A 26,705-nucleotide genomic window follows, 5' to 3' on the forward strand; every position below is an offset into this window, starting at 1 on the left:
TCTCCGAAGGGCTGGGGCAAATCTCGCCGAAACCTAGCGCAGCGCTTGAGGATTGGGGCATGACTATTTTTGATCGATTTATTCACCCCAGTGCTGCTTTTTCCGGATAAAGCGGAGGAAGCGAAAGACAAGAAACAAGGACGAACCAATGGCTGTCGATACTTCCGCCCGCACCACCACCTGGACCTATGTCGATGGAGAATGGATCTCCGGCAACCCGCCGCTGATCGGTCCCGTCTCGCATGCCATGTGGCTGGGGTCGACCGTGTTCGACGGCGCGCGCTGGTTCGACGGCATCGCCCCGGATCTCGATGCCCATTGCCGCCGCGTCAACCGCTCGGCGGTCAACATGGGTATGACGGCCACGGTTTCGGCCGAGGAAATCGAACGGCTGGCCTGGGAAGGCGTGAAGAAGTTCGACGGCAAGACGGCGATCTACATCAAGCCGATGTACTGGGCCGAACATGGCATGCCCGGCTCCGTGGTCGCCGCCGATCCGGCCTCGACCCGGTTTGCGCTCTGCCTGTTCGAAGCGCCGATGCACACGGCCCAGCCGCATTCGCTGACGCTGTCGCCCTTCCGCCGCCCGACGCCGGAATGCGCCATGACCGATGCCAAGACCGGCAGCCTCTACCCGAATTCGGGTCGCATGATCCTCGAGGCACGCGCCCGCGGCTTCGACAATGCTTTGGTGCGCGACATGAACGGCAATATCGTCGAGACGGCATCGTCCAACGTCTTCCTGGTCAAGGACGGCGTCGTCTTCACGCCCGCCGCCAACCGCACCTTCCTTGCAGGCATCACCCGCGCCCGCGTCATCGGGCTCCTGCGCGAGGCGGGCCACGAGGTGCGCGAAGTGACGCTTTCGGTCGAGGATTTCATGGACGCCGACGAAATCTTCACCTCGGGCAACTATTCCAAGGTCGCCCCGGTCAACCGGCTCGACAGCCGCGAACTGCAGGAAGGCCCGGTCGCCCGCAAGGCTCTGGAGCTCTACATGGACTGGGCGCGGACCACGCGGGTCGGCTGACCGATCGGTCTTTCGCAGCCACAACGGCGATTCGGCGCGCAGGGTAGGAGCTTCGCGCCCGATTGCCGATGCCCTGGCCAGTGTTCCCTCCCAGTGATTGCTGGCGTTCGCAGCGCCGAACCGGAGTTCCCTCTTCTCCCCAGCGGGGAGAAGTGCCGAGCGAATGCGAGGCGATGAGGGGGCCAAGTGCGCGGCGCTTTCTGGGCTTCGCCCCCCTCATCCGGCGCTACGCGCCACCTTCTCCCCGCTGGGGAGAAGATGCGCCGCCACCTGCCTTGCCGATCCTCTGCACCTGCGGCGAAGCGCCACTTTGCAAGATAGATGTATCTTCATATATATGAAGAAACGTTTCTTTGCGGGAGAGCTCTGTGGCCAATATCACCGTTCTCGGTTCCGGTTTCGGAGCCCTCACCACCATCCGCGAACTGCGCCGCAACGGCGTCGAGGACGCGATCACGGTGATCTCGCCGCGCGACGAACTGCACTACCTGCCAAGTTCGATCTGGCTGCCGGCCGGCCTGCGCAAGGGATCGAAACTGAAGATCCCGCTGTCGAAATTCTTCACCGAACATCGCGTGCGCCACGTCAAGGCTTCGGTCACCGGGCTTTCCGCCGACGGCCGCGTGGTGCTGACGGATGCCGGCGAGTTTGCCAACGACCAGCTGGTGATCGCCACCGGCGCCCGCTTCATCCGCAAGCTGCCCGGCATCGAACATGCGCTCATCCCCTGCGAGGGCATTGCCGTGGGCGAGGAGATCGCCCGCCGGCTCGAAGGCATGGCGGGCGGTACGATCGCCGTCGGTTTCGCCACCAACCCCAACGAACAGGGCGCCGTGCGTGGTGGGCCGATGTTTGAATTCCTCTTCATCATCGACAGCCTCTTGCGCCGCCAGGGACGGCGCGAGCGCTTCAAGTTGATCTTCTTCAATCCGTCTCCGAGGCCCGGCCAGCGGCTGGGCGACAAGGCGGTTGACGGCCTGTTGAAGGAGATGGCGAAGCGCGGCATCGAGACGAGGCTCGGCCACAAGATGGTGCGGCTCGAAGCCGACAAGGTGGTGACCGAGGGCGGCGAGTTTTCCGCCGATCTCATCCTATTCATGCCGGGCCTCACCGGCCCCGCCTGGCTGGCCAATGCCGACCTGCCGCTGTCGCCCGGCGGCATGATCGCGGCCGACGAGAAATGCCGCGTCAAGGATCGCCCCGGTGTCTGGGTGGTCGGCGACAGCGGCAGTTTTCCCGGCCCCGACTGGCTGCCGAAGCAGGCGCACCAGGCCGACCTTCAGGCCAAGGCCGCAGCGGAAAACATCGCCGCGGTGCTGAAGGGCAGGGCGCCGGAGATCGATTTCAAGCCGGAACTGATCTGCATCGTCGACATGCTCGACACCGCCATGCTGGTCTATCGCAGCGAGACGCGCAGCTTCCTCGGACCGAAGATGAAGATCTTCCACTGGCTGAAGCGCTATTTCGAAGGCCACTACCTGCGCGCCTACCGCTGACGCCTCCGGCGCGATTGCGGCTTGATCGGATGCTGTAGCCTCTCTATCTCTCGAAGGATCGTTTCCGATTTCCTCGAAGAAGGAAGGCCTCCCCTTGTCCGTTTTCGCCAATCTGCCGAAGCCCGCCGTCGCGCCGAAAAAGCCCGTCTCAGACACCCGCCACGGCATCACCCGCACCGACGACTATGCCTGGATGCGCGCCGAAAACTGGCAGGCCATGTTCAAGGATCCGACCCTGCTCGACGCCGGGCTGCGCCGCCATCTGGAAGCCGAGAACGCCTATATGGAAGCAGCCATGGCTGACACCAAGGCGCTGCAGAAACAGCTCTTCGCCGAGATGAAGGGCCGCATCAAGGAAGACGACTCATCGATCCCGATGAAGGACGGCCCGTTTGCCTATGGCACCGCCTTCGTCACCGGCGGCGAGCAGCCGCGCTATTTCCGCATTCCCCGCGACGCCGACCACAGGGACGAAAGCCAGCGCCATCTGCTGCTCGACGGCGACAAGGAGGCGACCGGCAAGGACTATTTCCGCCTCGCCGGCATCGACCACACCCCCGACCATGCCTTCGGCCTCTGGGGCTATGACGACAAGGGCTCGGAATATTTCACCCTGCGCATCCGCGATCTGTCGACCGGCGAGGACCTTGCCGACGTGATCGAGAACACCGGCGGTGGTGGCGCCTGGGCGCCGGACGGCAAGAGCTTCTTCTATACGCTGCAGGACGAGAACCACCGCCCCTCCAAGGTCTTCCACCACGTGGTCGGGCAGCCGCAGTCGCAAGACCGGCTGGTCTACGAGGAAAAGGATCCGGGCTTCTTCATGGGCGTCGGCGGCTCGCTGCTCGACGACTTCATCTATCTCGACATCCACGACCACGAAACCTCGGAATACCGCATCCTCTCGACGAAGGATCTGACCGCCGAGCCCATGCTGGTCGCCGAGCGGGTCGAGGGCATCGAATACTCGCTGACCGAGGGCGGCGACGTCTTCTACATCCTCACCAATGACGGCGACGCCAAGGACTTCAAGATCGTCGAGGCCCCGGTGACGGCACCTGGCAAGGAAAACTGGAAGGAAGTGGTCGCCCATGTGCCGGGCCGCCTGATCCTCAACCACATGGCCTTCGCCCGCCATCTCGTCTGGCTGCAACGCCGCAACGGCCTGCCGGAAATCATGATCCGCGACCGCACGACGGGCCAGGAGCATTCGATCGCCTTTGCCGAGGAGGCCTATGCGCTCGGCCTGCAGGGGGCTGCCGAATACGACACCGACGTCATCCGCTTCTCCTATTCGTCGATGACGACGCCGACCCAGCTGTTCGACTACAACATGGCGACCCGCGAGCGCGTTCTCTTGAAGACCCAGGAAGTGCCCTCGGGCCACAATCCCGACGACTATGTCACCCGCCGCGTCTTTGCGCCGTCCCATGACGGCGTCGACGTGCCGGTCACGCTGCTCTACCGCAAGGATACGCCTCTCGACGGCTCCGCGCCCTGCCTGCTCTACGGCTACGGCGCCTACGGCATCTCGATCGCCGCCGGCTTCAACACCAATTGCCTGTCACTCGCCGACCGCGGCTTCGTCTATGCCATCGCCCATATCCGCGGCGGCAAGGACAAGGGCTTCCAATGGTACGAAGACGGCAAGATGGAAAAGAAGGAAAACACCTTCAAGGACTTCATCGCCGCCGCCGACCATCTGGTGAAGGAGCGCTTCACGTCCTACGACCGGATCATCGCCGAGGGCGGCTCTGCCGGCGGCATGCTGATGGGCGCGGTCGCCAACATGGCACCGGAGAAATTCGCCGGCATCATCGCCGCCGTGCCTTTCGTCGATGTCTTGAACACCATGCTCGACGACACCCTGCCGCTCACCCCGCCGGAATGGGGCGAATGGGGCAATCCGATCGAGTCGCTCGAGGAATACAACTGGATCGCCGCCTACAGCCCTTACGACAATGTCGGGCAAAAACCCTATCCGCCGATCCTCGCCCTCTCCGGCCTCACCGACCCGCGCGTCACCTACTGGGAGCCGACCAAGTGGATCGCCAAGCTGCGCGAAAAGGCCCCCGAGGCCGGCCCCTATCTGCTGAAAACCAACATGGCCGCCGGCCACGGCGGCAAGTCCGGCCGCTTCCAGCGCCTGGAGGAGATCGCCTTTGAATATGCCTTCGCGGTGAAGGTGGCGGGGAAGATGTGATCAATCCGTCCGTGAACTGCGGTTCACAGTCAAGTTGACGTCGATTGCGTTGTGAACTATAGTTCACGCATGATCGAGATCCGGCAGCATCCCGATTTTGCCGTCTGGCTCCGCAAGCTGAGGGATCGGCAGGCGCAAACGCGTATCGCTATCCGTCTGGTGCGGATCCAATCCGGCCTCATGGGCGACGTGAAATATTTCGGCGGCATCGGCGAAATACGGATCGACTACGGGCCTGGATATCGGCTCTATTTCGTCAAGCGTGGCGAAACGATCGTCGTCCTGTTGTGCGGCGGCGACAAGGCGGCGCAGGACAGGGACATCCGCCGTGCAATGGAATTGGCAAAGGACGTGTGACATGGCGACGGAAACCATCCCCTTCGATGCGTCGGAATTCTTCACCGAGGCCGAGGCCCAGGCGGCGCTTCTGACCGACGCGTTCGAAAGCGGCGATGCGGGGCATATCGCCAATGCGCTCGGCATCATCGCAAAGGCCAAGGGCATGACCAGCGTCGCCCGTGAGGCGGGTGTGACCCGGGAAGCGCTTTACAAGGCGCTGAGCGAGCGTGGCGATCCCAAATTCTCGACCGTTCTTGGCGTCGCGAGAGCCCTCGGCCTCAAGCTGACCGTGACGCCTGTCTCCGAACCGGCGGAATAGAGGTCAGGCCGATGCCCGTCTACGTCGCCCTCCTGCGCGCCATCAATGTCGGCGGCACAGGCAAGCTGCCGATGGCCGAGCTGAAGAGCCTGTGCGAGGGCCTCGGCTTTGCCGATGTCTCGACCTTCATCCAGAGCGGCAACGTGGTCTTTCGCGACAGCGGCGATCCGGTCACGATCGCCGCCCGCCTCGACGCCGCGCTGGCGGAAAGGCTCGGCAAGCCGCCAGGCGTCTTCCTGCGCCGGCCCGGCGAACTGGCCGCGGTTGCCAAGGCCAATCCCTTCGCCGCCATGGAGCCGAGCCGCGTGCTGGTGAGCTTCTTCGCCGAACCGGTTCCTGAGGATGCGCTCTACGGCCTCGTCGCCCCTGATGGCGAGGAGGTGGTGGCGCTCGACCGCGAGATCTTCGTCCATTATCCGATCGGCTCCGGCCGTTCGCGGCTCAAGCTGCCCGTTCTCAAGGCCGGCACGTCGCGCAACATCAACAGCGTGGAAAAGCTGCGCGACATCGCGCTGGCCCTCGAAAGGGGGTAGCGACAGCATGTCGACGATCATTCCGCTTCTGGCGCTCGGCGTGATCGTCACTGTGCTCGTCGCCGCGATCCGGTCGATGCGGCGGCCAAAGCCCAGGCGACCGCCCTACGAACTCATCGATGCGAGCCCCGAAGAGATGGAGCGTCGTGCGATGGATCTCCGCGACCGGCTGTCCCGAGATCCCTTCGGCCAGGCGCGCGCGACGGCGCTCTGGCGCAAGCTTGCCTCGGGCGGCGAGGGCGAAGGGCTGATCGTCGAATTCCACCGCGACTTCTGCGGCCATGGCCTCGTCCGTCGCAGCGACCGGGTGGTGCTCTGCGACGTCTTCGACGGCGGCGGGCAGACCGGCGAACCCATCGCTGCCTGGAACGACGAAACCGACTTCGTCGCCTTCTTTGCCGGCCAGTCCGATTTCTCCTGCAGCGGCTGGGACGCGCGCGAGCCGGTCTTCCACACCACCGATCCCTGGTATCGCAACAACCAGCGGATCACTGGCGCCGCCATCGATGCCTGGCTGGCCAAGGGTCGCTTCTGAACGAGGGGAAAGGAGGACGCGGCGTGTGACATGCGTCACGAAGCAGCGTCATGCCCGCAATGGAATGTCAAGCGCCCGAGGCGCGCATTCGCCCTCATGCTGCAGTGCGACGCAAGCTTCGCGCAAGCTTCAATGGTTAATGATTGGTTAACTACTGGAACGAGAGTGTGTGTCATGCGGATTGATAGCGGCCTCAGCGGCTATTCCTACCACAGTCGGTACATTCCGAGCGTCAGCGAAAGCGAAGACGCCTCGGTCGATACCTCGGCTGCCGCAAAGCCGCGCAATCCCGGCAACTCGGCCTTTTCCAGCACGCTCCTGTCGTCCAACCTCGCAACGGCCCTGTGGATCGTCGAGGGTGGCCGCAAGGCCTCCGCAAGCCTGCAGCCCGAACTGACCTCGGTCGCCGAAGAAGCATCCGCTCCCTCGGTTGCCGAGAAGGTCGAGGCACTCTACCGCGAATACGAACTCGGCGACGACGCCTGAGCGGCGAAGGCAGGTTTTCGTCGGCATGAACAAGGGCGCCATGGGCGCCCTTTCTCTTTGTCGTCGCCAGGCTGGCGCGGCCGAAACCTCGTCTGTCAATGGGCGTGGTCGTGATGATGGCTGCCGGCCGTGCGGTGGGCGTCGGCGCTGCACGACGTGCAGCCCTCCTCGGCCTTCCTGGCCAGAGCCTCCGCGCCGCCGGCCTTCCATTCGTGCCAGGACTGCCAGAGGATCTGCGCCGAGGAGTTGAGGAACAGGCCGGCCATGATGAAGGCGACGGCAAGGTCGGGCCAGGCGGTGGCCGTGCCCCAGACGCCGACGGCGGCGATCATGACGATGACATTGCCGATCGCATCATTGCGCGAGCACAGCCAGACCGAGCGCACATTGGCGTCGCCGTCCTTGTAGTTCATCAGGAGAAGGACGCTGGTGACATTGGCGGCCAGCGCCATGAAGCCGATCACGCCCATCACCGGCGCCTCCGGCATGCCGTCGTAGAACACCCGCCAGACGGTCGAGCCGAACACCCAAAGCCCCATGAGGAACAGGCTGATGCCCTTGGCGGCGGCGGCCGTGCTGCGCACCTTCAGCGACGCGCCGATCACGGCAAAGGAAATGCCGTAGGTCACGGCGTCGGCGAAGAAGTCGAGCGCGTCGGCCTGCAGCGCCTGTGAGCGGGCGAGCTGGCCCGCCGTCATCTCGACGAGGAACATGGCCGCGTTGATGGCGATCACCAGCCAGAGCCGGCGCTTGTAGGTGTCGGACATGCCGTCGAAGGGGGCGTGCTCGTGGCCGTGGCTGGCACTCATTTGGTCTTTTCCTTTTCGTCTTGCTCTCGTTCGCCGTCTTACCTAATCTCTATAGCGACTAGAGGTTCAAGAGGGTTTCTGACAAAATGTACGCGATCGGCGAACTTTCCCGCCGCACCGGCGTCAAGGTGCCGACCATCCGTTATTACGAGCAGATGGGCCTGATTTCAGCGCCGGACAGGTCGGAGGGCAACCAGCGGCGCTACGAGCGCGCCGATCTGGAGCGCCTGACCTTCATCCGCCATGCCCGCGATCTCGGCTTCCCGATCGAGGCCATTCGCGAGCTTCTGTCGCTGAGCCGCCATCCGGACGAACCCTGCGAACGCGCCGACCATATCGCCCGCGAGCAGCTGGCCGAGGTGCGCGAAAAGATCGCCCGGCTGCAAAAGCTGGAGCACGAGCTGGACCGGATCGTCTCCCATTGCGGCAGCCACACCGTCGGTGACTGCTATGTCATCCGGGCGCTGTCCGACCACGGCCTGTGCGACCACGAGCACTAGGAGGAAGATGCTATGTCGGTCATCAGGCAGCAGGACGCGCCACTGGAGGAGGGCAAGGCTCAAGGGATCAATGCCGAACTCGGCGCCTATGCGGCACGGCTCCTGTCCGATGCCGGCGGACTCACCCAGTTCGGCGCCTTCGTCGAGACCCTGCCGCCCGGCTCCTTCTCCTCGCACAAGCACTGGCACGAGCGCGAGGACGAATTCGTCTTCGTGATCACGGGCACGGTGACGCTGAACGAGGGCGGCAGGCTGACCGAGATGCGGTCGGAAGGCTCTCCTACAGCGCGTCCTTCTCCAGCAGCGCAAGACAGTCGTCGGCTCGATTCAGCAGGGCCGTCTGCTTGCCCTCGTTCATGCGCCGCCAGCCGGCGAGGATATTGGCCATGCGGTGATTGCCGCGGAGCTTGTCCTCGTTGACAGCGATGAAGCGCCAGTAAAGCGAGTTGAACGGGCAGGCGTTTCCGCCCGTGCTGTCCTTGATGTCATAGGAACAGCCACCGCAGAAATTGCTCATGCGGTCGATGTACTTGCCGCTCGCCGCATAGGGTTTGCTGGCCATCAGCCCGCCATCGGCGTGAAGCGCCATGCCGAGCGTATTCGGCAGTTCCACCCATTCATAGGCATCGGCATAGACGGCGAGATACCATTCGCACACCTCATCGACCGACAGTCCGGCGATGAGCGCGAAATTGCCGGTCACCATCAGCCGCTGGATGTGATGGGAATAGGCGTGCTCGATCGTGTCGCGCACGGCGGAGGCCATGCAGCGCATCTTCGTATTCCCGCTCCAATAGAGTGCGGGCAGAGGGCGATGCGCGCCGAACGCGTTGCGTCCCGCATAGTCCGGCATGAAGCGCCAGTAGACCCCGCGCACATATTCCCGCCAGCCGAGGATCTGGCGGATGAAGCCCTCGACCGCGTTGAGCGGTGCTACCCCTTCATGATAGGCGCGCTCGGCGCGGCGGATCACGTCGAGCGGCAGGAGTAGCCCGGCATTGAGATAGACGGCGATCATCGAGTGGAAGAGGTAGGGCTCGCCCGCCACCATGGCGTCCTGCCAGTCGCCGAAGGACGGCAGGATCTCGGTGACGAACTGTTCGAACTCCGCTTCGGCCTGCTCTGCGGTCACTGCGAAGTGGAAGGGGCGGAGCTGTCCGAAGTGATCGGAAAAACGCGCCTCCACCAGGTCCAGCACGTCGCGGGTGATCGCGTCATGCCGCCATGACAGCCGGCGCGGGCCTTTCAGCCCTTTCGGCGGCGACTTGCGGTTCTCCTTGTCGAAGTTCCATTGTCCGCCTTCGGGCTCCCCGTCCCGCATCAGCACGCTGAAATGCCGGCGCATGTCGCGGTAGAAATACTCCATGCGCAGTTCCCGGCGGCGGTCCGCCCAGCGCCCGAAGCCGGCCCGGCTGATCAGGAAGCGGTCGTCGTCGCGGATCTCGACCGGTACGCCAAGCCGCGCCTGCCAGCCGCGCATCTCGTCCATCAGCCGGTATTCGCCGGGCTCCGTCACGACCACGCCCGAGGCGCCGGTGTCGGCAAGCGCCCGTTCCACCTCGCCGAACAGCGACTGGCTGTTGCCCGGGTCGTTCAGCCTGACGTAGCGCACGGAAAATCCGCGCCCCCGCAATTCTTCGGCGAAGTGGCGCATCGCGGAAAACAGGAAGGCGATCTTCTTCTTATGATGGCTAACATAGCTCGCCTCCGCCATGACCTCGGCCATCAGCACGACGGAGCCTTGCGGCTTTGCATCGCGAAGTGCGGAGAGGGAATGGGAAAGCTGGTCGCCGAGAACGAGGTGAAGCAGGGTCATCATGGAGAAACGTCGAGCGGGTTCCCCCGGATCACTCCCGCATTGACAATCGATTGAAACCGGCGCATCTAACCCGCCATGATCATCGCACGCGCACCCATCTCCTGCACGTATTTTTGGGCCTACCGGTAACCGGCGGCTCGACAGATCATCATGTCAACAGGCCGCCGTCAGGCGGCCTTGTTGTTTTCCGAGACAAAAGCTTCCCCTGACGGCGCAAACGAAAGAAGGGAAGCCAGAAATGACCGAAGATACCGACATCACCCTGCCGCGACCGCCCGTCGTGGTCATCCGCGCCGCCAAACCCCATGATTTGCCGGAGCTCAACGCCATGATCGCCGCGCTCGCCCTGCATCATGGCGACGCCTCGGCGATGACGCCGGAAAAACTCGAGCGCGACCTTTTCGGGCCGCTGCCGTGGATTACCGCGCTGGTTGCCGACGGTGGCGAGGGACTGATCGGCTACGCTATCCTCGTGCCGCTCTACAGGGCGGACGAAGGCAAGCGCGGCATGGACCTGCATCATCTCTACGTGCGCGACGGCCAGCGCGGCAATGGCATCGGCCAGCACCTCGTCGCGCGTGCCCGCGAGCTTGCCCGACAGTCCGGCTGCGACTACCTTTCGGTCAGTGCCGCCACGGGCAACTTCGCCGCCCACCGCTTCTACGAACACATGGACTTCGTGCCGCGTCCCGTCACCGGCATGCGCTACATGCAGTCGCTGTCTTAAGCGCAGCCACGCTTTGCCTTTCGGTTTCGAGGAGATTTTGCCATGGCCCGTATCGCTGTTGCCCTGCAAGCCGATTTCGCCGATTGGGAGCCAGCGCTCCTGATGGCCGCCGCCCGCTACTATCTCGGCTGTGACGTGGTTACCGCCTCGCCGGACGGCCAGCCCGTCGTCTCGATGGGGGGCCTCAAGGTCACGCCGGACATCGGCTTTGCCGAGATCGACCCTAAGCGTTTCGACGCGCTGGTGATCCCCGGCGGCTATGCCTGGGAAAAGGGCGAGGCCTTCGATTTTACCGAGCTGGCCCGGGATTTCCACGCGAAGGGGAAGGTCGTGGCCGGCATCTGCGCCGCAGCCAGCGCGCTCGCCGCCACCGGTATCCTCGACGACGTCGCCCATACCGGCAATTCACTCGCCTCGCACCGGAAATATCCGGGCTATCAGGGCGCGGAGCATTATCGCGACCAGCCGCGGGCCGTCTGCGACAAGGGCGTGGTCACAGCGCCGGGCTCGGCACCCGACACCTTTGCCATGGAGGTCTTGAAGGCCCTCGATCTGTGGACGCCGGACGCGCAAGCCGAAATCTCGGCCTTTGCCGCCGAGCATCGCTAGCGTCTGCCAGAGAGAAGTGGGAGTCGATTTCCAGAAAAGACAAACGGAAACAGGGGCTTTAGAGTCTAGGCGGCTCACAATGAACCGGACCGACTCGATCGCATCGACCGGAGGCGAGGGGTCCCATCGGGCGTATAGTTTTCGAGACCGGAAGCGCCTTCGCCTCAGTGCCGGACCGGCGGGTTCTGCGACCACTGCTGCAGCGTCGTCTTGATCAGCACCAGCGCCGCCTGCTGCGCATGGTCGCGCTCGCGCGGATCGATAATGTTGGAGAGCCGTTTTTCGAAGGCCCGCACGGTCTCGTCCACCCAGCGGTGCAGCGCCGGATCCGGATAGCTGTCGAGCAGCGAGCGTAGCGCGCTTTCCATTCGCCGACGTTCCATGCTCATGCTTTGGTCCCTGGCCATTGTGACGAACCACACTCTGGCGGCACAGGCTTGCGCCATGCTGGAGGGGCGGGGGCGCGCTTCAGCTCTTCGGATGACTAAGCCGTTTGCTCGGCGGCCTTGCCGAGCACTTCCTCGGCCCATTGGTTGAGGCTCTTGCCGGAAAGCTCGGCCGCCTTTGCGGCGCGCGCATGCACATCGGGGTCGACGCGAAACATCATCTTGCCGGAATAGGATTTGTGCGGCTCGCGCCCCAGTTTGTGGCATGTCTCGATATAGTCGTCCACGGCCTCGTGAAAGGCCTGCTTGAGTTCATCGACGCTTTCCCCGTGAAATCCGACGACATCGGCTATGCCGGCGATATTGCCGAAGAAGATTTCGTCCTCGGCATCGAATGCGATCCGTGCCGAAAAACCTTTGTAGGTCATCACGTTCATGGCTTCACTCCCAGGTCATCGAGAAAGCGGCGCGCGTCGCGGATCTGGTAGCGCTTCGCTTCCTTTTCGGGGTGTGGGCGATGAAAGAAGGCCAGGCGCCCGTCCATCTCGAAACGGACGCGCGAACCATTGCCTTCGATCACGACGCAACCCACGGCAATCAGCAGGCTTTCAACGTCCGCCCAGGCGATCGAACCTGGAACCGGATCGGTGAAAATCGCAAGCAGCGTCTTCTTCTGCCGATTGTTCATTGATGAAATCATAGGGCATGCTAGCAGTTTTTGCAATCACTTCACCGCAGGCACGGCCTTCAGATAGGCAGCGATCGCCTCGCGGTCGGAGGCGGTAAGCTCCGCCATGTTCTTCTGCACCTCGACCATCGAGCCGCCGACGCTGTCGAAGTCGGGGGTAAAACCGGTTTCGAGATAGCTGGCAATGTCGCCGGCCGACCAGGAGCCGACGCCCTTGGAGCCGGGGGTGATATTGGGGATCGTGCCTTCGCCTTCCGGGTTCGGGCCGCCGGCCAGCCACTGGCCGCTCTTGAAGCCGCCGAGCATATCGCGCGGCGTGTGGCACTCGCCGCAATGGCCGGGGCCCTCGACCAGATACTGGCCGAGCTTCACCGGTTCGTCGGCATTGGCGAGTTCGACACGGGGCGCGTCGGTGAAATAGAGGAATTTCCAGCCGCCGAGGGAAAGCCGGATGTTGAACGGGAAGGGCAGTTCATGTTCGGGCGCCACCGCCTCGCTCGCCGGCAGCGTCTTCATGAAGCCGTAGAGATCGTTAATGTCCTTGGGCGCCATGCGGGCATAGGAGCCGTAGGGGAAGGACGGATAGAGGTGTTCCCCCTCGCGGCCCACCCCGCGCGTCATCGCATCGCCGAATTCGGAAAGCGTCCACGCGCCGATGCCGGCGGTCGGGGATGAGGAAATATTGGGCGCATGGAACGTGCCGAAGGGGCTCTTGAGCGGCGCGCCGCCGGACAGCACGAGCCTTGCCTCGCCCTCGGATTTCGCCGCCGCATGGCAGCTCGTGCAGCCGCCGGCAAAGAAGATGCGCCGACCGTTGTCGAGGTCGGGTTCGCCGAGATCGGCCCAGACGGACGGGTCCTGGCGCTCAGGCGCCGTGACGAACAGGAAGCCAGCCCCGCCGACCACGCCGAGCGCCAGAAGCGCGCCGAGCCTCTTCAGCCATTTCGATGCCATGACGGCCTCCGATCCTGTCTCGTGCGTTCATGCGGAACAACAGGCCGGGCGCCGACTTGCCGGCCAGCAAGCCGGCGCCCGGCCGGGGAAGGGACGATCCGCCTTACTTCTTCACGCGGTAGGTCTCGTGACAGCTCGAGCAGGTCGCGCCGACGGCCTTCATCACGGCGCCGGTGCTTGCCTGGTCGGTCGGCATGGCGGCGAGCTGGGCTTCGGCCACCTTGGTCAGTTCCGCCGACTTGGCCTTGAAGTCATCGGGGTTTTCCCAGATCTTCGCCGTGGCCTCGGTTTCAAAGCCGGTCTCGGAGCCGGCGGGGAAATGGTTGGGAAAATCCTTCGACACCTCCGCCATGGTGGTCAGCGAAGCCTTGACGACCTCCGCGTCGAACGGCTTTTCACCCTTGACGATCGCGCCGATGGCGCCCATCGCGCCGCCGACCTTCTTCATCATCTCCTGACGCACGACCTGCGGCTCGTCGGCGGCGGTCGCCGCGGTCAGGCCCAGTCCGGTGACGAGCGCGGCAGCCAGGACAAGTTTGAGCTTCATCGGGTTTCTCCAGTTTGGCGGGCCGGCGGACCGGCGCTTGGATTGCGGAAATACGCCCCGGCATGTTTGCAAAATTGTACGACAGGAATGAAGTCACATTCCGGTGAAGTTGCCGCCGCCGTCCAATGAATTGATAAATATCACGAATTGCCGCGTGGCCCGGAAGCCTCAGCCTGTGGCGAGCCCGTGCCACAGCGTGAGCGTCGCTGCCGCGATCAAAAGCCCGCCCGCCGCCCGCCCGACCCAGATCGTCGCCGTCGGATTGCCCGTCAGTGTCGCCCGCGCCCGGTCGGCGGCCAGCGCCACGCCGCCATAGACCAGCGCCTGCGTGACGATGGTCATCAATCCCAGCACCAGCCCCTGCAGCCAGATCGGCCCATAGACGGGCTTGAGGAACTGCGGATAGACGGCAATGACGAAGAGATAGGCCTTGGGATTGAGCAGGCAGGTGGCCACCGCCCGGCGAAAGGTCTGCCACAGGGCGCCCCGGTCGGCCCGCTCGACTGCGTCGACGGTGATCGCGCTCTTCACCAGTGTCCAGCCGATCCAGGTCATGTAGAGCGCGCCGGCGATCAGGATCGGGGTGAACAGTTTTGGTGCAAGGGCCAGCAGCAGCCCGGTGCCGAGCGTCCCGTAGAGCGTGTGCACCACGCCGCCCGTCATCATGCCGGAGGTGGCGACCAGCCCGGCGCGTCGTCCGCCCGAAAGCGAGCTCACCAGGACATAGAGCATGTCCATGCCGGGAACGATGATGATGCCGGCGATCAGCACTAGGAAGAGCCAGAGATTGTCGGCATAGCTCATGTCAGTATCCTCCGTCGTCGTGAAAGGCAGTTGCGCAATTTCCGGCGGAAATTCAGCCTGTTTCGCCTTTCCATAAGCGGGGCCAACTGACATGCTTGTGTCAGTAGCGTTTCCGGCGGGAGGCAAACATGCGAAAGGCGTCGCGGCTCTTCGAAATCATCCAGATCCTCAGGCTGTCCCGCCGCGTCGTCACGGCGGCCGAGATCGCCGAACAGCTCGAGGTGACGCCGCGGTCGATTTATCGCGACATTGCAGCGCTGCAGGCCATGCGCGTGCCGATCGAGGGCGAGCGGGGGCTGGGCTATATCCTGCGTCCCGGCTTCGACCTGCCGCCGCTGATGTTTTCGGTGGAGGAGACCGAGGCGATCGTGCTCGGCCTGGCGCTTCTGGAGCGCACGGCGGATACCGCGCTGAAACAGGCGGCCCGGCGGGTCAACGCCAAGATCGCCGCAGCCGTGCCGGAGCCGCTGCGCCAGGTGCTGCAAGGCAATGCCTTGCAGGCCTGGGGCTCCGTTGCGCCCGCGCCGGAAGGGGTCGATCTCGCCATGGTGCGCGCCGCCATCCGCGACGAGCGCAAACTGGTCCTCGACTATCGCGACGAATGGGGCAATGCGACGGAACGCACGGTGCGGCCGCTGGCGCTCGTCTACTATTCGGCCACCGCCGTCATCGTCGCCTGGTGCGAATTGCGTGAGGCGATCCGCAATTTTCGCGCCGACCGGGTCGAGGATTGCCAGCCGCTCGAGGCGTTTTTCCCTGGCGAGGGCAATCGCCTGCGTGACTTGTGGACCGCCGGCTGGACGGGCAGCACCGTCGCCGCACCTGCCTAGGCATGGCCCGGATAGTGGTCAGGTCTGCTCTGACAAGGGCTTGTGGTCACCTTGACACTCGAAGACGTCTTTCGCGAAGCCGGGGTCGCCAGGCAGCCTAAAGGGCGAGAACGCGGCTTTCCTCGCGGCCGAAGCCGGTGATCTCGATGCGATCGGCATGGACGGCGACAATCGCAAAGGCGTTCTCGTCGAAGGTATCGACCATGCCCTTGATGTTGACGAAATGGGTGCCGTTCAGCAGGCCGTAATTGCCGGCGTGGTTGTGGCCGCAGAAATAGCCGATGGCGGCCGGCGATGCGGCGATCAGCGCGGAGATTTCTTCCGCGCCCCACAGATTGTGGTCGCTCGCCGGGTGGAGCGGATAGTGCCCGAACACGATCGCCCGCTCGCCGGCCGCTTCCGCTTGTCTCAGCCGCTCGCCGAGCCACGCGACCTGCGTAGCGCTCATGCCGGCATTCCACATCTGCGCATTGGCAGCTCCCGCCGCCGTCAGCGCGGCGAGCCGTTCGGCCGCCTCGACCCGGCGCGGATCGTCGAGCGGGGGAGCGAACAAGGAAACCTCGTTGCCGTCGGTCAGGATCAGCCGCACGCCGTTGACCAGGAAATCATGGTAGGGCGCCGGCATGCCGAGCCGGGCGTGCACCTCCGCCAGCCTGTCGGCGGCGACGGCAAAATCGTGATTGCCCGGCAGGATGTGATGCGTGTGCCGCAGGGTCTCGTAAAGCGGCAGGACCCGGTCGAAATTCTCCCAGTCCCGGTCGATCACGTCGCCGAGCGTCACGACGAAATCGAGCGGCTCGCCATTGAAGCACGCAATCGCCGCCTCGAGCTTGCCGAGACTCTGCGCATAGTGGCGGTCGAGCCGGTCATTTGGCGCGATCGGCGCATATTGCGGATCGGCGATCAGGCCGAAGCGGAGGAGGGGGGAGGACTGTTGGGGGAGCATTTGCGCCACGTCATGAAAGGGATGGCCGGACATAGGCGCGGGGCATGACAGTCGTGTGACAGGGGATGGAACGCACTTCTCCCACGGTGGGAGAAGAAGCGAAATCGAGGGCTTAGCCGCAGGCTAAACCTCAGATTTCGCAGATGAGGGGGGGAAGGCAGGCGGATAGCCTGGCGCAATTGCCCCTCATCCGCCTGCCGGCACCTTCTCCCCGTAAACGGGGAGAAGGGACGAGCAGCACCGCCGTGGCCGTCACCTCTCCCCGTCAAAACGGGGAGAGGGTCAGGGTGAGGGGCAATGCCACCGGAGCTAGACGGACGGACGATCTCCAACGCGAGCGGGCAGGAGAGTTCGCTCAGATCACCCTCACCGCATAGACCTCGCCCCCGGCGAGCGGCAGCAGACGGTTGGCCATTTCGGCCTTCAGCTCTTCGTGACGGGCCACTTCCTCCGGGGTCTTGTCGGCCTTGGCGCCGAGGGTGACGAATTCCTCGCGCACGTGACCGGGCTTGATCACCGCCTCGACCGTCTTGTCGCGATAGCCGAAGCGGAAGACGTAAGGGCCCGGCGGGTCGTTGATCACATGGATCCCGCCGATCGACTTGTCGATGGTGAGCCGCCCGTCGGTCAGCGCGCGGGTGACCATTTCCAGTGCGTCGCGGCCGCCGGGGCCGGAAAAGGCGGTGACGATCTTCACCTCACGCCGCTCCAGCGGCGTGGCGGAGAGGAGGGGAAATGCCGCCTGCATGGCTTTCAGCGCATGCGCCACGCCGCCCGGGAAACCGCCGCCGTGATAGGCGTTGATGCTGTCGAAGGTGAAGCTGATCGGGTGTCCGTTGTCGAGGACGGTGATCTCGTTAGACATGGGCATAGGCCTTCAGGTTGGGAACGAACCGGTTGAGGAAGCGCGTCGTCGCCGGCATGAAATGCGAGCCGTGGTGGAACATCGGATCGAGGGAGGAGAGGATCATGGTGCCTGGCGTCGAGACCTTGTCCTCGTAGAAGATCGGCCGGCCTTCGCCGTCGCGGGCGAGAACCGTGGCGCCCTCCGGCGGCACGAACCAGCCGTGCAGGTGCCAGGTCGCTTGCCTGTCGCCGATGCCCGCCATCAGCGGATGGGCGGCGGCGGCCTCGCTCACCCTGACGCCGAGATCGGCCGACGGATCGAGCCACCACCACCAGTTCGTTTCCGTCTCGGTGAAGTCGACGGCCGGCAGCCAGAGATCGGACCGGCTCTCGCCGAGCGCGACGACCGTGCCGCCGGTCTCGAGATGGCGGGCGACGACGTCCTTCTGCGCGATCATGCGCTGCGCCGGCGTGCGGCACGGCACCCAGAGAATGTCGTCCGGCCGCAGCACGTCGCCGAGCTGTTCCGGCGTGCAGATCACGTCGAAGGCCTCGGTATAGCGCGGCCCTTCGAGGCTGCGGATATGGTAATAGGTGCCCGACGAGGGTGCGACGATGCGCCGGCCACTGCGGCTCGAGGTGCGAAGCCCGCGATAGGTTTCCGGCTCCGAAAGCGGCAGCACTTCGGCCGGCCTGGCCGGGTTTCCCGGCCACGGGTCGAGGCACGGCCCCCCGTTTGTCCAGGCGAGGATGCGGGCGGAAAGCTCCGGCGCCAGGCCCCATTCCAGCCCCATGCCGGCGAGGTCGTTGCCGGAATGCGAGAAGATCCGCCCGCCCTTCGGCCGCGCCCAGACCCAGTCGACCGGCACCTTGGAAGCGCCCAGCCCGTTGACGGCGACGGCGCCGTCGGGCAGCGGGTTGCAGCCGCGGCCGTAGAAGCCGGCGACGCCCTTGTTGGTCTCCAGCTTCTTCAGGTCGATGCCGTCATGGATCGGGTGCGGATTGACCGCAGAGAGGTCGAAATCGGCCCGCTTCGGTTCGGCGATCGGCCGGTACTGCCCCATGCCGTCGACGAGCGGGCGCACCATGTGACCGTTGAAGAACCACCGCCCGCCGCGGTCGAGAAAGGCCGCGAGCGCCGGCTTGAGCCTGAGCATCGCATCCTGGTCGAGCTGCTGGCCAGTGATCAGGCCGTGGTGGGCGGCGAGGATCTCCGCTGTCAGGTCGCTCTGCTCGACGATGACGGCCCCGCCGCGCTGGACGGCCTCGACGATGCCCGGCGACGGTTTGCCATGGGCGGATTTCAGATAGATCGTGCTCATGCTGCCTCTGTTCCGGAAAAAGCGGGCAGGATTGCCCGGCGTGTCTCGCCCGTGGGACCGTTGACCTCCACCCAGCGCATCGGCACGCCGTAGAGCTCGGAGAGCTTGTCCGGCGCGATCATCTGCGAAACCGGGCCGTGGATCTCGCCGCCGCCGGGCATCATCAGCAGAACGTCGTCGGCGGCCGCCAGCGCGTGGTTGGGGTCGTGGGTGGTGAAGATGATGGCGAAGTGGCGCCGGAGCCTCAGCGTATCCAGCAGTTCCAGCGTCTTTGCCTGGTTGCCGAGGTCGAGCGCCGAGGTCGGCTCGTCGAACACCAGCACCGGCGAGCCGGTGGCGAGCGCCCGGGCGATCAGCACCATCTGCCGCTGCCCGCCCGACATGCGGTCGTAGCGGAGATTGGCGAGCGAGCAGGCGCCGACCTGCACCAATGCAGCTTCGGCCGCCTCGCGGTCGGCGGCAGACGGCTGGCCGAAGAGGCCGAGCTGCACGGCGCGGCCCATGACGACGACGTCGAGGTCGGAAAGCCTGGCCTGCGAGGCGCCATGCTGCGGCACATAGCCGGCGACCTTGGGCGCATGGCGCTTGCCCGAGGCGAGCGGCTGGAAGCCGAGCAGCGCGCGCAGAAGCGTCGTCTTGCCGCGGCCGTTCGGGCCGAGGATCGCCATCGAGCGGCCGACCGGCACGGAAAAGCTGATGTCCTTGAACAGCGTGCGGGATCCGAAGGCGACGGATGCCTTGTCGAGGCCGATCACGGGCGGTTTGCCTCCTTGAAATGCTTGCGCAAGAGCACGGCGAAGACCGGCGCGCCGATCAGCGCGGTCAGCACGCCGAGCGGGATCTCGGCCGAGGTCAGCGTGCGCGACAGCGTGTCGATGAAGGTGAGATAGGCCGCGCCGATGATCGCCGAGGCGGGGATTAGCGCGCGGTGGTCCTCGCCGACGAGAATGCGCGCCGCATGCGGCACGACGAGCCCGATCCAGCCGACGATGCCGGCCACCGCGACCGAGGTTCCGGTCATCAGCGAGATGGCGATGAAGATGTACCAGCGTTCGCGGTCGGGATTGACGCCGAGCGACCGTGCCTCGCTGTCTTCGAGCGCGAGGAGGTTCAGCCGGTAGCGCAGCGCAAAGACGATGATGAGCCCAATCGCCATGCCCGGAACGGCGAGCCAGAGCCTCGCCCAGGTGGCGGTGGCAAACGAGCCCATCAGCCAGTAGACGATGGCGGGCAGCGAGGTATTGGGGTCGGCGATGAACTGGATGATCGACACCAGCGCCCCGAACAGCGCGCCGATCACCATGCCCGACAAAATGACAGTGATCACCTCGGTGCGCCCGTTGATGCGGGCAAGCGCGCCGACGAGGATCAGCGCCGACAGCCCGAAAACGAAGGCAAGCCCTAAAAGTACCACGCCGGAATAGCCGAACAGCAGCGCCATCGCGCCCCCGAAGGCAGCCCCCTGGCTGATGCCGAGCACCTGCGGCGAGACCAGCGGATTGCGGAACACGCCCTGGAGGGCCGCCCCGCCGACGGCGAGCGCCGCTCCGGAAAGCGCCGCGAGCAGCACGCGCGGCAGGCGCACCAGAAGCACGATGCGCTCGTCCATCTGGGCCGGAGCGAGGCCGGGGTTCATCGCCCCGGCCACCAGGATGTCGATGATGCGCGGCACGCTGACGGAATAGCGGCCGGCACCGATGGCAAACAGCATCGCGGCCACGAGGGCGATGAGGAGGGCGCCGAACACGCCGATCCGCATCACCGAGACGCCGCGTCGGACCGGTTCCGCCACGACCGCGCTCATCACTTGGCCTTGAACTGGGCGTAGTTGGTGGCGTCGCCCTGCATCTGCGTCCACAGGATGCCGTCGATGTCGTCATCGCCGAGGTCGTAATTGTAGAGCGCCTTATAGGCCTTTTTCATCTCGGCCCTGAGGTCGTAATGGAAGACGTCCGGATGCAGGAGATTGGCGAGCCACATCCAGGTCAGCGGGCTCTCCTGGCTCGGCGGGTCCCAGCGATAGCCGCCGAGCGGCAACTTGTAGACCTTTTTCTCCTGCGCGGCCTTGGTCAGCGACAGGATCGGATCACTGTAGATCCGGTCGATGCCGAGCTTGGCCTCGAAGCTGTTGAGCAGGATGACGTCGGGGTTCCATTCGGCAATCTGCTCGGGGCTGATCGTCGTGCCATTGCCCTCGACGGAGGCCGAGGCATTCACCCCGCCGACGAGGTCGATATACCAGGCATTGTAGTTGCCCTTGTTGCCGGAGGCGGTGAGGTTTTCCATGGCGCGGCCGAGATAGAGCACCTTCGGGCGCTTGTCGGGCGCAATGGCCTTGGCCTTCTCCGCCATCTCCTTGGCGACCGTGTCGCGCCAGCCGTTGATCGCGGCGGCCCGCTCCGGCTTGCCCATCGCGGTTGCGACCATCTCGTGGTAATAGCGGGTCTTCTCCTCCGTGCCGTAAGAAATGAGCGCGACGTTGAGCCCGGCATTGCTGATCGGGTCGACGAGATCGGCGCCGTAATCGGCCCACTGGATCACCAGTTCCGGATTGGTCGCCGCCAGTTCCTCGACGTTCGGGATGAAGTTCGGCGCGGTGATGTCGGAGGGAATGTCCTTGGCTTCCGGGAAGATCTTGCCGAGCACGCCCTCGACGATCGCCGACTTGGCGGTCGGGTTCATGCCGACCAGCTTGCCGGTGCCTCCGTCCATGGCGATGATGGTCGAGGCCATCGGGATCGGGATCGAGGCGATGCGCTCGGCCGCCTTCGGCAGCGTGACGGTGCGGCCCGCCTGGTCGGTCAGGGTGATCGGATCGGCGAGTGCTGCGCCGGCAAGGCCGAGAACGGTCGCCAGGCTGAGGGGGAGACGATGAGCGGGCATCGGAGGCCTTTCGCAAAGTGGAGTAGTTAAGTCATATTCAACGCGCCCAATTTGCAAACATGAATATTGTTGTCAAGATATGAGCGGGAAGCCACCCCTGTGAATTTGCGGGTATTCGCGGCGTCCGCGGCCGCCATTCATCGCTCCTAAAGGCTTTGCCATTATTTTCGTATATGCGAATTGAACGATGGGCGGCCGGCGACATGGCCGGTTCGACCGGTGGGAAGTCGACCCGCCCTCAAGGGTTCAGTCGCTGCCGCCCGATTCGCATGGGGAACCGAAATGGAGCTTCCTGCGATCCGTTTATGATCCCTTAACGCATGAATGTTATATCTCGCCTGTCTGAATGGACCCGGTTGTGGTCCCGCGTGGCATGAGGGCTGGTCCAGACACGGTGCTTTCGATTCTCAGACTCTCTGGAACGCCCATGGTCCTCATGCCCTCCGGTCGACGCTCGCAGCAAACCGTGTCCTGTTCGGATTGCGAAACCGTGGCGCTGTCGCCCGGGGCTATCCGCGACGAGATGGCGCGGGCGTTTCAGCCGATCATCCGCGCCTTCCTGGTTCCCGTCTTCCTCTTCTATCTGTTTATCGGCATCCCGCATCTCCTGCTGCGCTCACCCGCCGATGCCGCCCTGCTATTTTCCCTGTCGGCGTCGACGGCGGCAATCGCGCTCTATCTTCGCCGGTCGCTGCGGCTTGAGGAGGCGAGCTTTGCCCGGCTGGAAGTGATCGGCGCGGGCGTGCTGTTGCTGATCTATCTCAACACCTGCGCCTTGCTCTATGTCGATTTCCACCCGTCGAACCTGATCTATTTCCTGCTGCTGATGATGCTCGCCTCGACGGTCGGCATCAGCAATCGTGTGGTGGCGGGCGTCAGCGTGATCACGCTGGCCACCATGCTGGCGCTCGCCTATCTCCTCGGCAGGGATCCCTTCTTCTACTTTTCCTTCGTCAGCCTCGCCGGCGCCTTCAGCGCCATCGGCCTTGCGGTCCTGATGCGTGGGGCGATCACCAAGGCGGTGCGCTCCCGGCTGCTGGCGGAGCGGCTGCGCGAACGCGCCGAACGTCAGGCGGATTTCGACGCGTTGACCGGCCTGCCGAACCGCCGCAACTTCTTCGCCACCCTGGAACAACTGATCGGCGACGATACGGCGCCGAGTGCCGGCCTGCAGGTCGGCATCATCGATCTCGACGGCTTCAAGCCGGTCAACGACCTCTATGGCCATGCCGTCGGCGACGATCTTCTGGTCGAGGTCGGCCGCCGCATCCGCCAGACCTGTCCGCCCGACCATCTGGTCGCCCGGCTCGGCGGCGACGAGTTCGCGCTCGCCATCGGCCGTCCGTTGTCAGAAGATGGTCTCATCCGTCTCGGTTCGGCGATCTGCGAGACGCTGCGGCGGCCCTTCGTCGTTTCCGGCGTGGACATATCGATTTCCGCCTCGGTCGGCTTTGCCCGCTACCCGGAAAACGGCCAGACGGTGCGGCAGATCTACGAGCGGGCCGACCATGCGCTCTATCGGGCCAAGCGCCAGACCCGGGGCGACGTGGTGGTCTTCTCCGAATGCCATGAGGCGGAGATGAGCGATCTCGGCCGCATCGAGCAGGCCTTGCGCTCCTGCGATCTGGTCAAGGAACTCTCGCTGGCCTTCCAGCCGCAATTCGACCTGATGCGCCAGCGGATCTCGGGCTTCGAAGCCTTGGCCCGCTGGGAAAGTGCCGCGCTCGGCAAGGTCAGTCCCGACCTGCTGATCGCCGCGGCCGAGCGCACCGGGATGATGGAGCGCGTCACGGGCGTCCTTCTGGAAAAGGCGCTTGCCGCGGCGGCGGCCTGGCCGAAGGAAATCTCGCTTTCCTTCAACCTTTCGGTGATCGATCTCGTGTCCAGCCGTTCGATCGGCAATATTGCCCGCATCGTCGACGACAGCGGCATCGATCCCGAGCGGCTGGTCTTCGAGATCACCGAAACGGCGGTGATGACCGATTTCGAGCGGGCGCGGGATTCGCTCGGCGTGCTCGCCGCCAGGGGCTGTCGCATCGCGCTCGACGATTTCGGTTCGGGCTATTCGAGTTTTGCCTATATCCACCGTTTCCCGCTGCATCGGATCAAGACCGATCGCTGCTTCCTCACCCGGCTGGCCGAGGACGACGCCATCGGTCGCACCCTGCTGCGGGCGATCGCCGATCTGTCGGCCAATCTCGGCCTCGAATGCCTGGCGGAGGGGGTGGAGTCGCAAGAGGAATTGCGCACCGTGCAGTCGGCCGGCATTCGCTATGTGCAGGGCTATCTGTTCGGCAAGCCGATGGGCGCTGTGGAGGCGGGCGAGCGGATCGCCGGCCAGGCATCGACCGAAAGCCGGCGCGCCTTCTGAACCGGTCGTCGGACCGCGTCCGCAGATCGGCATCCAGTTTGTGCATCCACCGTCCCCCGGCGGGGAGAGGTGGATGCACACGCCAGTCAGTCGTCGAACTTGACGGCCTTCAGCTTGTCGATGCCGAGCACCTGCAGCGCGAGTTTCTCGTAGAACGGCTCGGCCGTGCCGCTCCTGATCTTGTGCAGGAAATATTTCTCGAAGCCGATCTTGGCGGCATGCACCCACTTGCCCTCGGACGACCAGTTGACATTGCGCGGCGGGATCTGCGGCTGGGCGACGAAAGCGATCCCCCCGTCGCCGAAGTCGGCCAGGCACACCGCATTCCAGGTGCCCTGGGCATTGGGATTTTCACCCCTGACCAACCGGGCGATGTTCTTGGCGGTCGCGGTCACCATGCTTTCGATCATGAAGCCGGTCTTCGGCACGCCCACCGGCACCGGCGTCTTGCCGGTCGGGGCAATGGCGATGCAGACGCCGACGGCGAAGATGTTCGGATACTTGCCGTTGCGCTGGTGCTTGTCGACCAGGATGAAGCCGCGCGGATTGGTCAGACCCTCGATGTCGCGCACCGCCTCGACGCCGCGAAAGGCCGGCAGCATCATCGTGTAGGTGGAAGGCACTTCGTGGATGGTCTTGGTCGATCCGTCCTCGTTGACCTCCTCGACGGTCACCTTGTCGGCCTCGAACTTCTGCACCTTGGCATTGCAGATCCACTTGATGTGCTTGGCGCGCATCGCGCTTTCCAGGAGCCCCTTGGTGTCGCCCACGCCGTCGAGGCCGAGATGGCCGATATAGGGTTCGGAGGTGACGAAGGTCATCGGCACCTGGTCGCGCACCTTGGCGTCGCGCAGCGCCTTTTCCAGGATGAAGGCGAATTCATAGGCCGGGCCGTAGCACGACGCGCCCTGCACCGCGCCGATCACCACCGGACCCGGCTTGGCGACCAGCTTTTCGAAGTTGGCCTTGGCGTCGAGCGCATGGTCGATATGGCAGACCGAGTGGGTATTGGCCTCGGGCCCGAAGCCGGGGATCTCGTCGAAGGCGAGTTCCGGGCCGGTGGCGATCACCAGGTAATCATAGTCGATGAACGAACCGTCGGTCAGTTCGACGCGGCTGTCGGCGGCATGCAGGCGCTTGGCGCCCTGCGGGTAGAGACCGATATTGCGCTTCTTGCAGGCCGGCTCCAGATCGACCTCGATGCTCTCCCGGTCGCGCCAGCCGACGGCGACCCACGGATTGGACGGGACAAAGGAATATTTCGAGCCCTTGTTGATGATGCTGATCCGGTCGCCTTGCGACAGGTTGTCTCTCAATTCATAGGCCAGGATGGTGCCACCGAGACCGGCACCGAGAACGACGACATGCGCCATGAAGCAACCTCCCATTTGCTGTAAAATATATGAGAAGCAGTATATACGAAGCTTCGTAGGTGTAATTTGATTTACGTCAAGTCCGGAAAATTTATTATCCTACGTCCCACAGGCGCGAAATAGGGGAGGAGCGCCCGCCGGGCCTCAGCCCGGCAGCTTGGGCTGGACCCGGGTCTGCGGCAGCATTTCGGAGGCGATGGTCATGGCGATCAGCGACAGCGGCACGGCCAGCACCGCGCCGATCGCCCCCCACATCCAGGTCCAGAAGACGATGGCGACGAAGACCATGAAGGGGTTGATCTCGAGCCGGCGCCCCATGACGGCGGGCGTCACGAGGTTTTCCATGATCGCATGCACGGTGAAGAAGGCCAATGCCGGCGCGAGCGCCACCAGCAAACCATCATGGGCGAGGAAGCCGGCGACCGCCAGCGAAATCGTCATCAGGGCGATGCCGAGATAGGGCACGAAGCTCGACAGGAAGGCGAACAGGCCCCACAGCGCCGGCATGGGCAGCCCGCCGATCCAGGCGATCAGCGTCATCACCACGCCGGCGACGGCATAGAGCAGGGTCGCGGTGGCGAAATAATAGCCCAGGGCCTGCTCTATGGAGTTGAGGATGCGGATGGCCGAAAGACGGCGGGCGCGATCGTTGAAGGCGATGATCAGGGCGCGGCGCAGCGCCAGCCGGCTGCCGAGGAAGAAGACCAGCGCGCCGAAGAAGATCAGCCCCTGAACCAGCGCCGGCGTCACGCGGGTCGCCAGCGTCGAGAGCACGGTGCCCATGTTCTCGATCAGCGCGTCGGAGGTGAGCGGCCCGGAACGGAACGTGGTGGCGGTGACGTTCAGAAATTCATAGCGCTCGAGATAGGGCAGCATGCGTTCGATGGCCCGCTCGATCATCGCCGGCGCCTCGCCGGCCAGTTCGGCGAGCGGGGCGGCCAGCGTGTTGACGATGAAGAACAGCAGGAGGGCAAACAGCGAGGTGAGAATGATGGCGGTCGCCATCGGCGGAATGCCGAGGGCGCCGAGCCGATCGGCGGCGACCCCCAGGATCAGCCCGACGACGATGGCAAGCGTAATCGGCATCAGCACGCTGGACGCCAGATAGACGACGGCCACCGACATGATCGAGAAGATACCGATGACCGACCAGATCAGCGCCAGGTCGAGCGCAGTCTTGCGCACCTTGACCCGGTGGGTCGCCTTGCGACGCGCCCGCTCGGCCGTCCAGGCCGCATGCTCCATCGCCTCGCGGCCCGTGCCCGACCGGTTCGCCCTGTCATTCATTTCGAAAACCCCCGATACAACTGCCCCACAACGCGGCACGGGGCAGAGTGTTCCATCGGGGGA

Annotated in this window: 29 protein-coding genes and 1 pseudogene; 14 read left to right on the forward strand and 16 right to left on the reverse strand. The window is 64.6% G+C overall.

The annotated features are described in order from the left end of the window. Positions 1–148: 148 nt before the first annotated feature. The 8 genes from RHIZ70P_RS14540 (at position 149) to RHIZ70P_RS14575 (ending at position 6,941) form a co-directional block, all read left to right on the forward strand. Positions 149–1,030 (forward strand): branched-chain amino acid aminotransferase, encoded by an 882-nt coding sequence (locus tag RHIZ70P_RS14540; protein WP_115671166.1) that lies wholly within the window; start codon positions 149–151, stop codon positions 1,028–1,030. Positions 1,031–1,398: 368 nt separating this feature from the next. Continuing rightward, positions 1,399–2,526, forward strand: coding sequence for an NAD(P)/FAD-dependent oxidoreductase (locus RHIZ70P_RS14545; protein WP_115671168.1), 1,128 nt, complete (start codon positions 1,399–1,401; stop codon positions 2,524–2,526). A 94-nt stretch (positions 2,527–2,620) separates the two neighbouring features. Continuing rightward, complete coding sequence (locus RHIZ70P_RS14550) at positions 2,621–4,729, forward strand: S9 family peptidase (RefSeq protein WP_115671170.1); 2,109 nt, start codon at positions 2,621–2,623, stop codon at positions 4,727–4,729. 69 nt (positions 4,730–4,798) lie between these two features. After that, positions 4,799–5,086 (forward strand): type II toxin-antitoxin system RelE/ParE family toxin, encoded by a 288-nt coding sequence (locus RHIZ70P_RS14555; RefSeq protein ID WP_115671171.1) that lies wholly within the window; start codon positions 4,799–4,801, stop codon positions 5,084–5,086. Position 5,087: 1 nt separating this feature from the next. Continuing rightward, positions 5,088–5,387: an addiction module antidote protein gene (locus tag RHIZ70P_RS14560; protein WP_115671173.1), complete on the forward strand. Its 300-nt coding sequence runs from the start codon at positions 5,088–5,090 to the stop codon at positions 5,385–5,387. Positions 5,388–5,398: 11 nt separating this feature from the next. Further along, positions 5,399–5,920, forward strand: a complete 522-nt coding sequence (locus RHIZ70P_RS14565) for a DUF1697 domain-containing protein (RefSeq protein WP_115671175.1) — start codon at positions 5,399–5,401, stop codon at positions 5,918–5,920. A 7-nt stretch (positions 5,921–5,927) separates the two neighbouring features. Then, positions 5,928–6,455 (forward strand): hypothetical protein, encoded by a 528-nt coding sequence (locus RHIZ70P_RS14570; protein ID WP_115671177.1) that lies wholly within the window; start codon positions 5,928–5,930, stop codon positions 6,453–6,455. 174 nt (positions 6,456–6,629) lie between these two features. Next, positions 6,630–6,941, forward strand: a complete 312-nt coding sequence (locus tag RHIZ70P_RS14575; RefSeq protein WP_115671179.1) for a hypothetical protein — start codon at positions 6,630–6,632, stop codon at positions 6,939–6,941. 95 nt (positions 6,942–7,036) lie between these two features. Here RHIZ70P_RS14575 and RHIZ70P_RS14580 read toward each other — a convergent pair whose 3' ends face one another. After that, positions 7,037–7,750, reverse strand: a complete 714-nt coding sequence (locus tag RHIZ70P_RS14580) for a cation transporter (protein ID WP_115671181.1) — start codon at positions 7,748–7,750, stop codon at positions 7,037–7,039. An 86-nt stretch (positions 7,751–7,836) separates the two neighbouring features. Between RHIZ70P_RS14580 and RHIZ70P_RS14585 the strand changes: the two genes are divergently transcribed. Together RHIZ70P_RS14585 and RHIZ70P_RS23285 are read left to right on the forward strand one after the other, a co-directional pair. Beyond that, positions 7,837–8,250, forward strand: a complete 414-nt coding sequence (locus tag RHIZ70P_RS14585; RefSeq protein ID WP_115671183.1) for a MerR family transcriptional regulator — start codon at positions 7,837–7,839, stop codon at positions 8,248–8,250. Positions 8,251–8,262: 12 nt separating this feature from the next. Beyond that, a pseudogene (locus tag RHIZ70P_RS23285) lies at positions 8,263–8,460 on the forward strand (cupin); the annotation flags it as partial. Positions 8,461–8,530: 70 nt separating this feature from the next. Here the strand turns inward: RHIZ70P_RS23285 and RHIZ70P_RS14595 are convergent. After that, positions 8,531–10,069, reverse strand: coding sequence for a cryptochrome/photolyase family protein (locus RHIZ70P_RS14595; protein ID WP_181904032.1), 1,539 nt, complete (start codon positions 10,067–10,069; stop codon positions 8,531–8,533). A 238-nt stretch (positions 10,070–10,307) separates the two neighbouring features. Between RHIZ70P_RS14595 and RHIZ70P_RS14600 the strand changes: the two genes are divergently transcribed. Continuing rightward, positions 10,308–10,796, forward strand: a complete 489-nt coding sequence (locus RHIZ70P_RS14600; protein ID WP_115671186.1) for a GNAT family N-acetyltransferase — start codon at positions 10,308–10,310, stop codon at positions 10,794–10,796. A 42-nt stretch (positions 10,797–10,838) separates the two neighbouring features. Next, positions 10,839–11,405, forward strand: coding sequence for a DJ-1/PfpI family protein (locus RHIZ70P_RS14605; RefSeq protein WP_115671188.1), 567 nt, complete (start codon positions 10,839–10,841; stop codon positions 11,403–11,405). 164 nt (positions 11,406–11,569) lie between these two features. On the opposite strand, the gene RHIZ70P_RS14610 is transcribed toward RHIZ70P_RS14605, so the two are convergent. The 6 genes from RHIZ70P_RS14610 to RHIZ70P_RS14635 form a co-directional block, all read right to left on the reverse strand. Then, entirely contained in the window at positions 11,570–11,794 is a 225-nt protein-coding gene (locus RHIZ70P_RS14610) for a hypothetical protein (RefSeq protein WP_181904033.1), read from the reverse strand. A gap of 95 nt (positions 11,795–11,889) precedes the next feature. After that, on the reverse strand, positions 11,890–12,228 hold the full coding sequence (locus RHIZ70P_RS14615; protein WP_115671190.1) for a type II toxin-antitoxin system HicB family antitoxin: 339 nt from the start codon (positions 12,226–12,228) through the stop codon (positions 11,890–11,892). Continuing rightward, positions 12,225–12,515 carry a type II toxin-antitoxin system HicA family toxin gene (locus tag RHIZ70P_RS14620; protein ID WP_235842236.1) on the reverse strand — a complete coding sequence of 97 codons (291 nt, stop codon included), beginning with the start codon at positions 12,513–12,515 and terminating at the stop codon, positions 12,225–12,227. Before RHIZ70P_RS14620 ends, RHIZ70P_RS14615 begins: the two co-directional genes overlap by 4 nt. Next, complete coding sequence (locus RHIZ70P_RS14625; RefSeq protein ID WP_115671192.1) at positions 12,516–13,433, reverse strand: c-type cytochrome; 918 nt, start codon at positions 13,431–13,433, stop codon at positions 12,516–12,518. It abuts the gene before it with no gap. 103 nt (positions 13,434–13,536) lie between these two features. Next, positions 13,537–13,980 (reverse strand): c-type cytochrome, encoded by a 444-nt coding sequence (locus RHIZ70P_RS14630; RefSeq protein ID WP_115671193.1) that lies wholly within the window; start codon positions 13,978–13,980, stop codon positions 13,537–13,539. A gap of 168 nt (positions 13,981–14,148) precedes the next feature. Next, positions 14,149–14,784 carry a LysE family translocator gene (locus RHIZ70P_RS14635; RefSeq protein ID WP_115671194.1) on the reverse strand — a complete coding sequence of 212 codons (636 nt, stop codon included), beginning with the start codon at positions 14,782–14,784 and terminating at the stop codon, positions 14,149–14,151. A gap of 128 nt (positions 14,785–14,912) precedes the next feature. Here RHIZ70P_RS14635 and RHIZ70P_RS14640 point away from each other — a divergent pair, with 128 nt between their 5' ends. Then, entirely contained in the window at positions 14,913–15,614 is a 702-nt protein-coding gene (locus tag RHIZ70P_RS14640) for a helix-turn-helix transcriptional regulator (RefSeq protein WP_115671195.1), read from the forward strand. 97 nt (positions 15,615–15,711) lie between these two features. On the opposite strand, the gene RHIZ70P_RS14645 is transcribed toward RHIZ70P_RS14640, so the two are convergent. From RHIZ70P_RS14645 to RHIZ70P_RS14670, 6 genes are all read right to left on the reverse strand, one after another. Next, positions 15,712–16,560, reverse strand: coding sequence for a metallophosphoesterase (locus RHIZ70P_RS14645; protein ID WP_115671225.1), 849 nt, complete (start codon positions 16,558–16,560; stop codon positions 15,712–15,714). A 355-nt stretch (positions 16,561–16,915) separates the two neighbouring features. Beyond that, positions 16,916–17,425, reverse strand: a complete 510-nt coding sequence (locus RHIZ70P_RS14650) for a hypothetical protein (RefSeq protein WP_115671226.1) — start codon at positions 17,423–17,425, stop codon at positions 16,916–16,918. Beyond that, positions 17,418–18,728, reverse strand: a complete 1,311-nt coding sequence (locus RHIZ70P_RS23160; protein ID WP_115671196.1) for a hypothetical protein — start codon at positions 18,726–18,728, stop codon at positions 17,418–17,420. The genes RHIZ70P_RS14650 and RHIZ70P_RS23160 overlap by 8 nt, the downstream gene beginning before the upstream one ends. After that, complete coding sequence (locus RHIZ70P_RS14660) at positions 18,725–19,483, reverse strand: ABC transporter ATP-binding protein (RefSeq protein ID WP_115671197.1); 759 nt, start codon at positions 19,481–19,483, stop codon at positions 18,725–18,727. The genes RHIZ70P_RS23160 and RHIZ70P_RS14660 overlap by 4 nt, the downstream gene beginning before the upstream one ends. Beyond that, complete coding sequence (locus RHIZ70P_RS14665; protein ID WP_115671198.1) at positions 19,480–20,532, reverse strand: FecCD family ABC transporter permease; 1,053 nt, start codon at positions 20,530–20,532, stop codon at positions 19,480–19,482. Before RHIZ70P_RS14665 ends, RHIZ70P_RS14660 begins: the two co-directional genes overlap by 4 nt. Next, positions 20,532–21,611 carry an ABC transporter substrate-binding protein gene (locus tag RHIZ70P_RS14670; protein WP_115671199.1) on the reverse strand — a complete coding sequence of 360 codons (1,080 nt, stop codon included), beginning with the start codon at positions 21,609–21,611 and terminating at the stop codon, positions 20,532–20,534. The genes RHIZ70P_RS14665 and RHIZ70P_RS14670 overlap by 1 nt, the downstream gene beginning before the upstream one ends. A 427-nt stretch (positions 21,612–22,038) precedes the next feature. On the opposite strand from RHIZ70P_RS14670, the gene RHIZ70P_RS14675 reads away from it, so the two are divergent. Continuing rightward, positions 22,039–23,982 (forward strand): putative bifunctional diguanylate cyclase/phosphodiesterase, encoded by a 1,944-nt coding sequence (locus tag RHIZ70P_RS14675; protein ID WP_181904034.1) that lies wholly within the window; start codon positions 22,039–22,041, stop codon positions 23,980–23,982. An 86-nt stretch (positions 23,983–24,068) separates the two neighbouring features. Here RHIZ70P_RS14675 and RHIZ70P_RS14680 read toward each other — a convergent pair whose 3' ends face one another. Together RHIZ70P_RS14680 and RHIZ70P_RS14685 are read right to left on the reverse strand one after the other, a co-directional pair. Next, positions 24,069–25,355, reverse strand: coding sequence for an NAD(P)/FAD-dependent oxidoreductase (locus tag RHIZ70P_RS14680; protein ID WP_115671201.1), 1,287 nt, complete (start codon positions 25,353–25,355; stop codon positions 24,069–24,071). A 144-nt stretch (positions 25,356–25,499) separates the two neighbouring features. Next, positions 25,500–26,642, reverse strand: a complete 1,143-nt coding sequence (locus RHIZ70P_RS14685) for an AI-2E family transporter (protein ID WP_115671202.1) — start codon at positions 26,640–26,642, stop codon at positions 25,500–25,502. Positions 26,643–26,705: the final 63 nt, after the last annotated feature.

This window comes from Paenirhizobium selenitireducens ATCC BAA-1503 (assembly GCF_900492185.1).
Lineage (GTDB): Bacteria > Pseudomonadota > Alphaproteobacteria > Rhizobiales > Rhizobiaceae > Allorhizobium > Allorhizobium selenitireducens_A.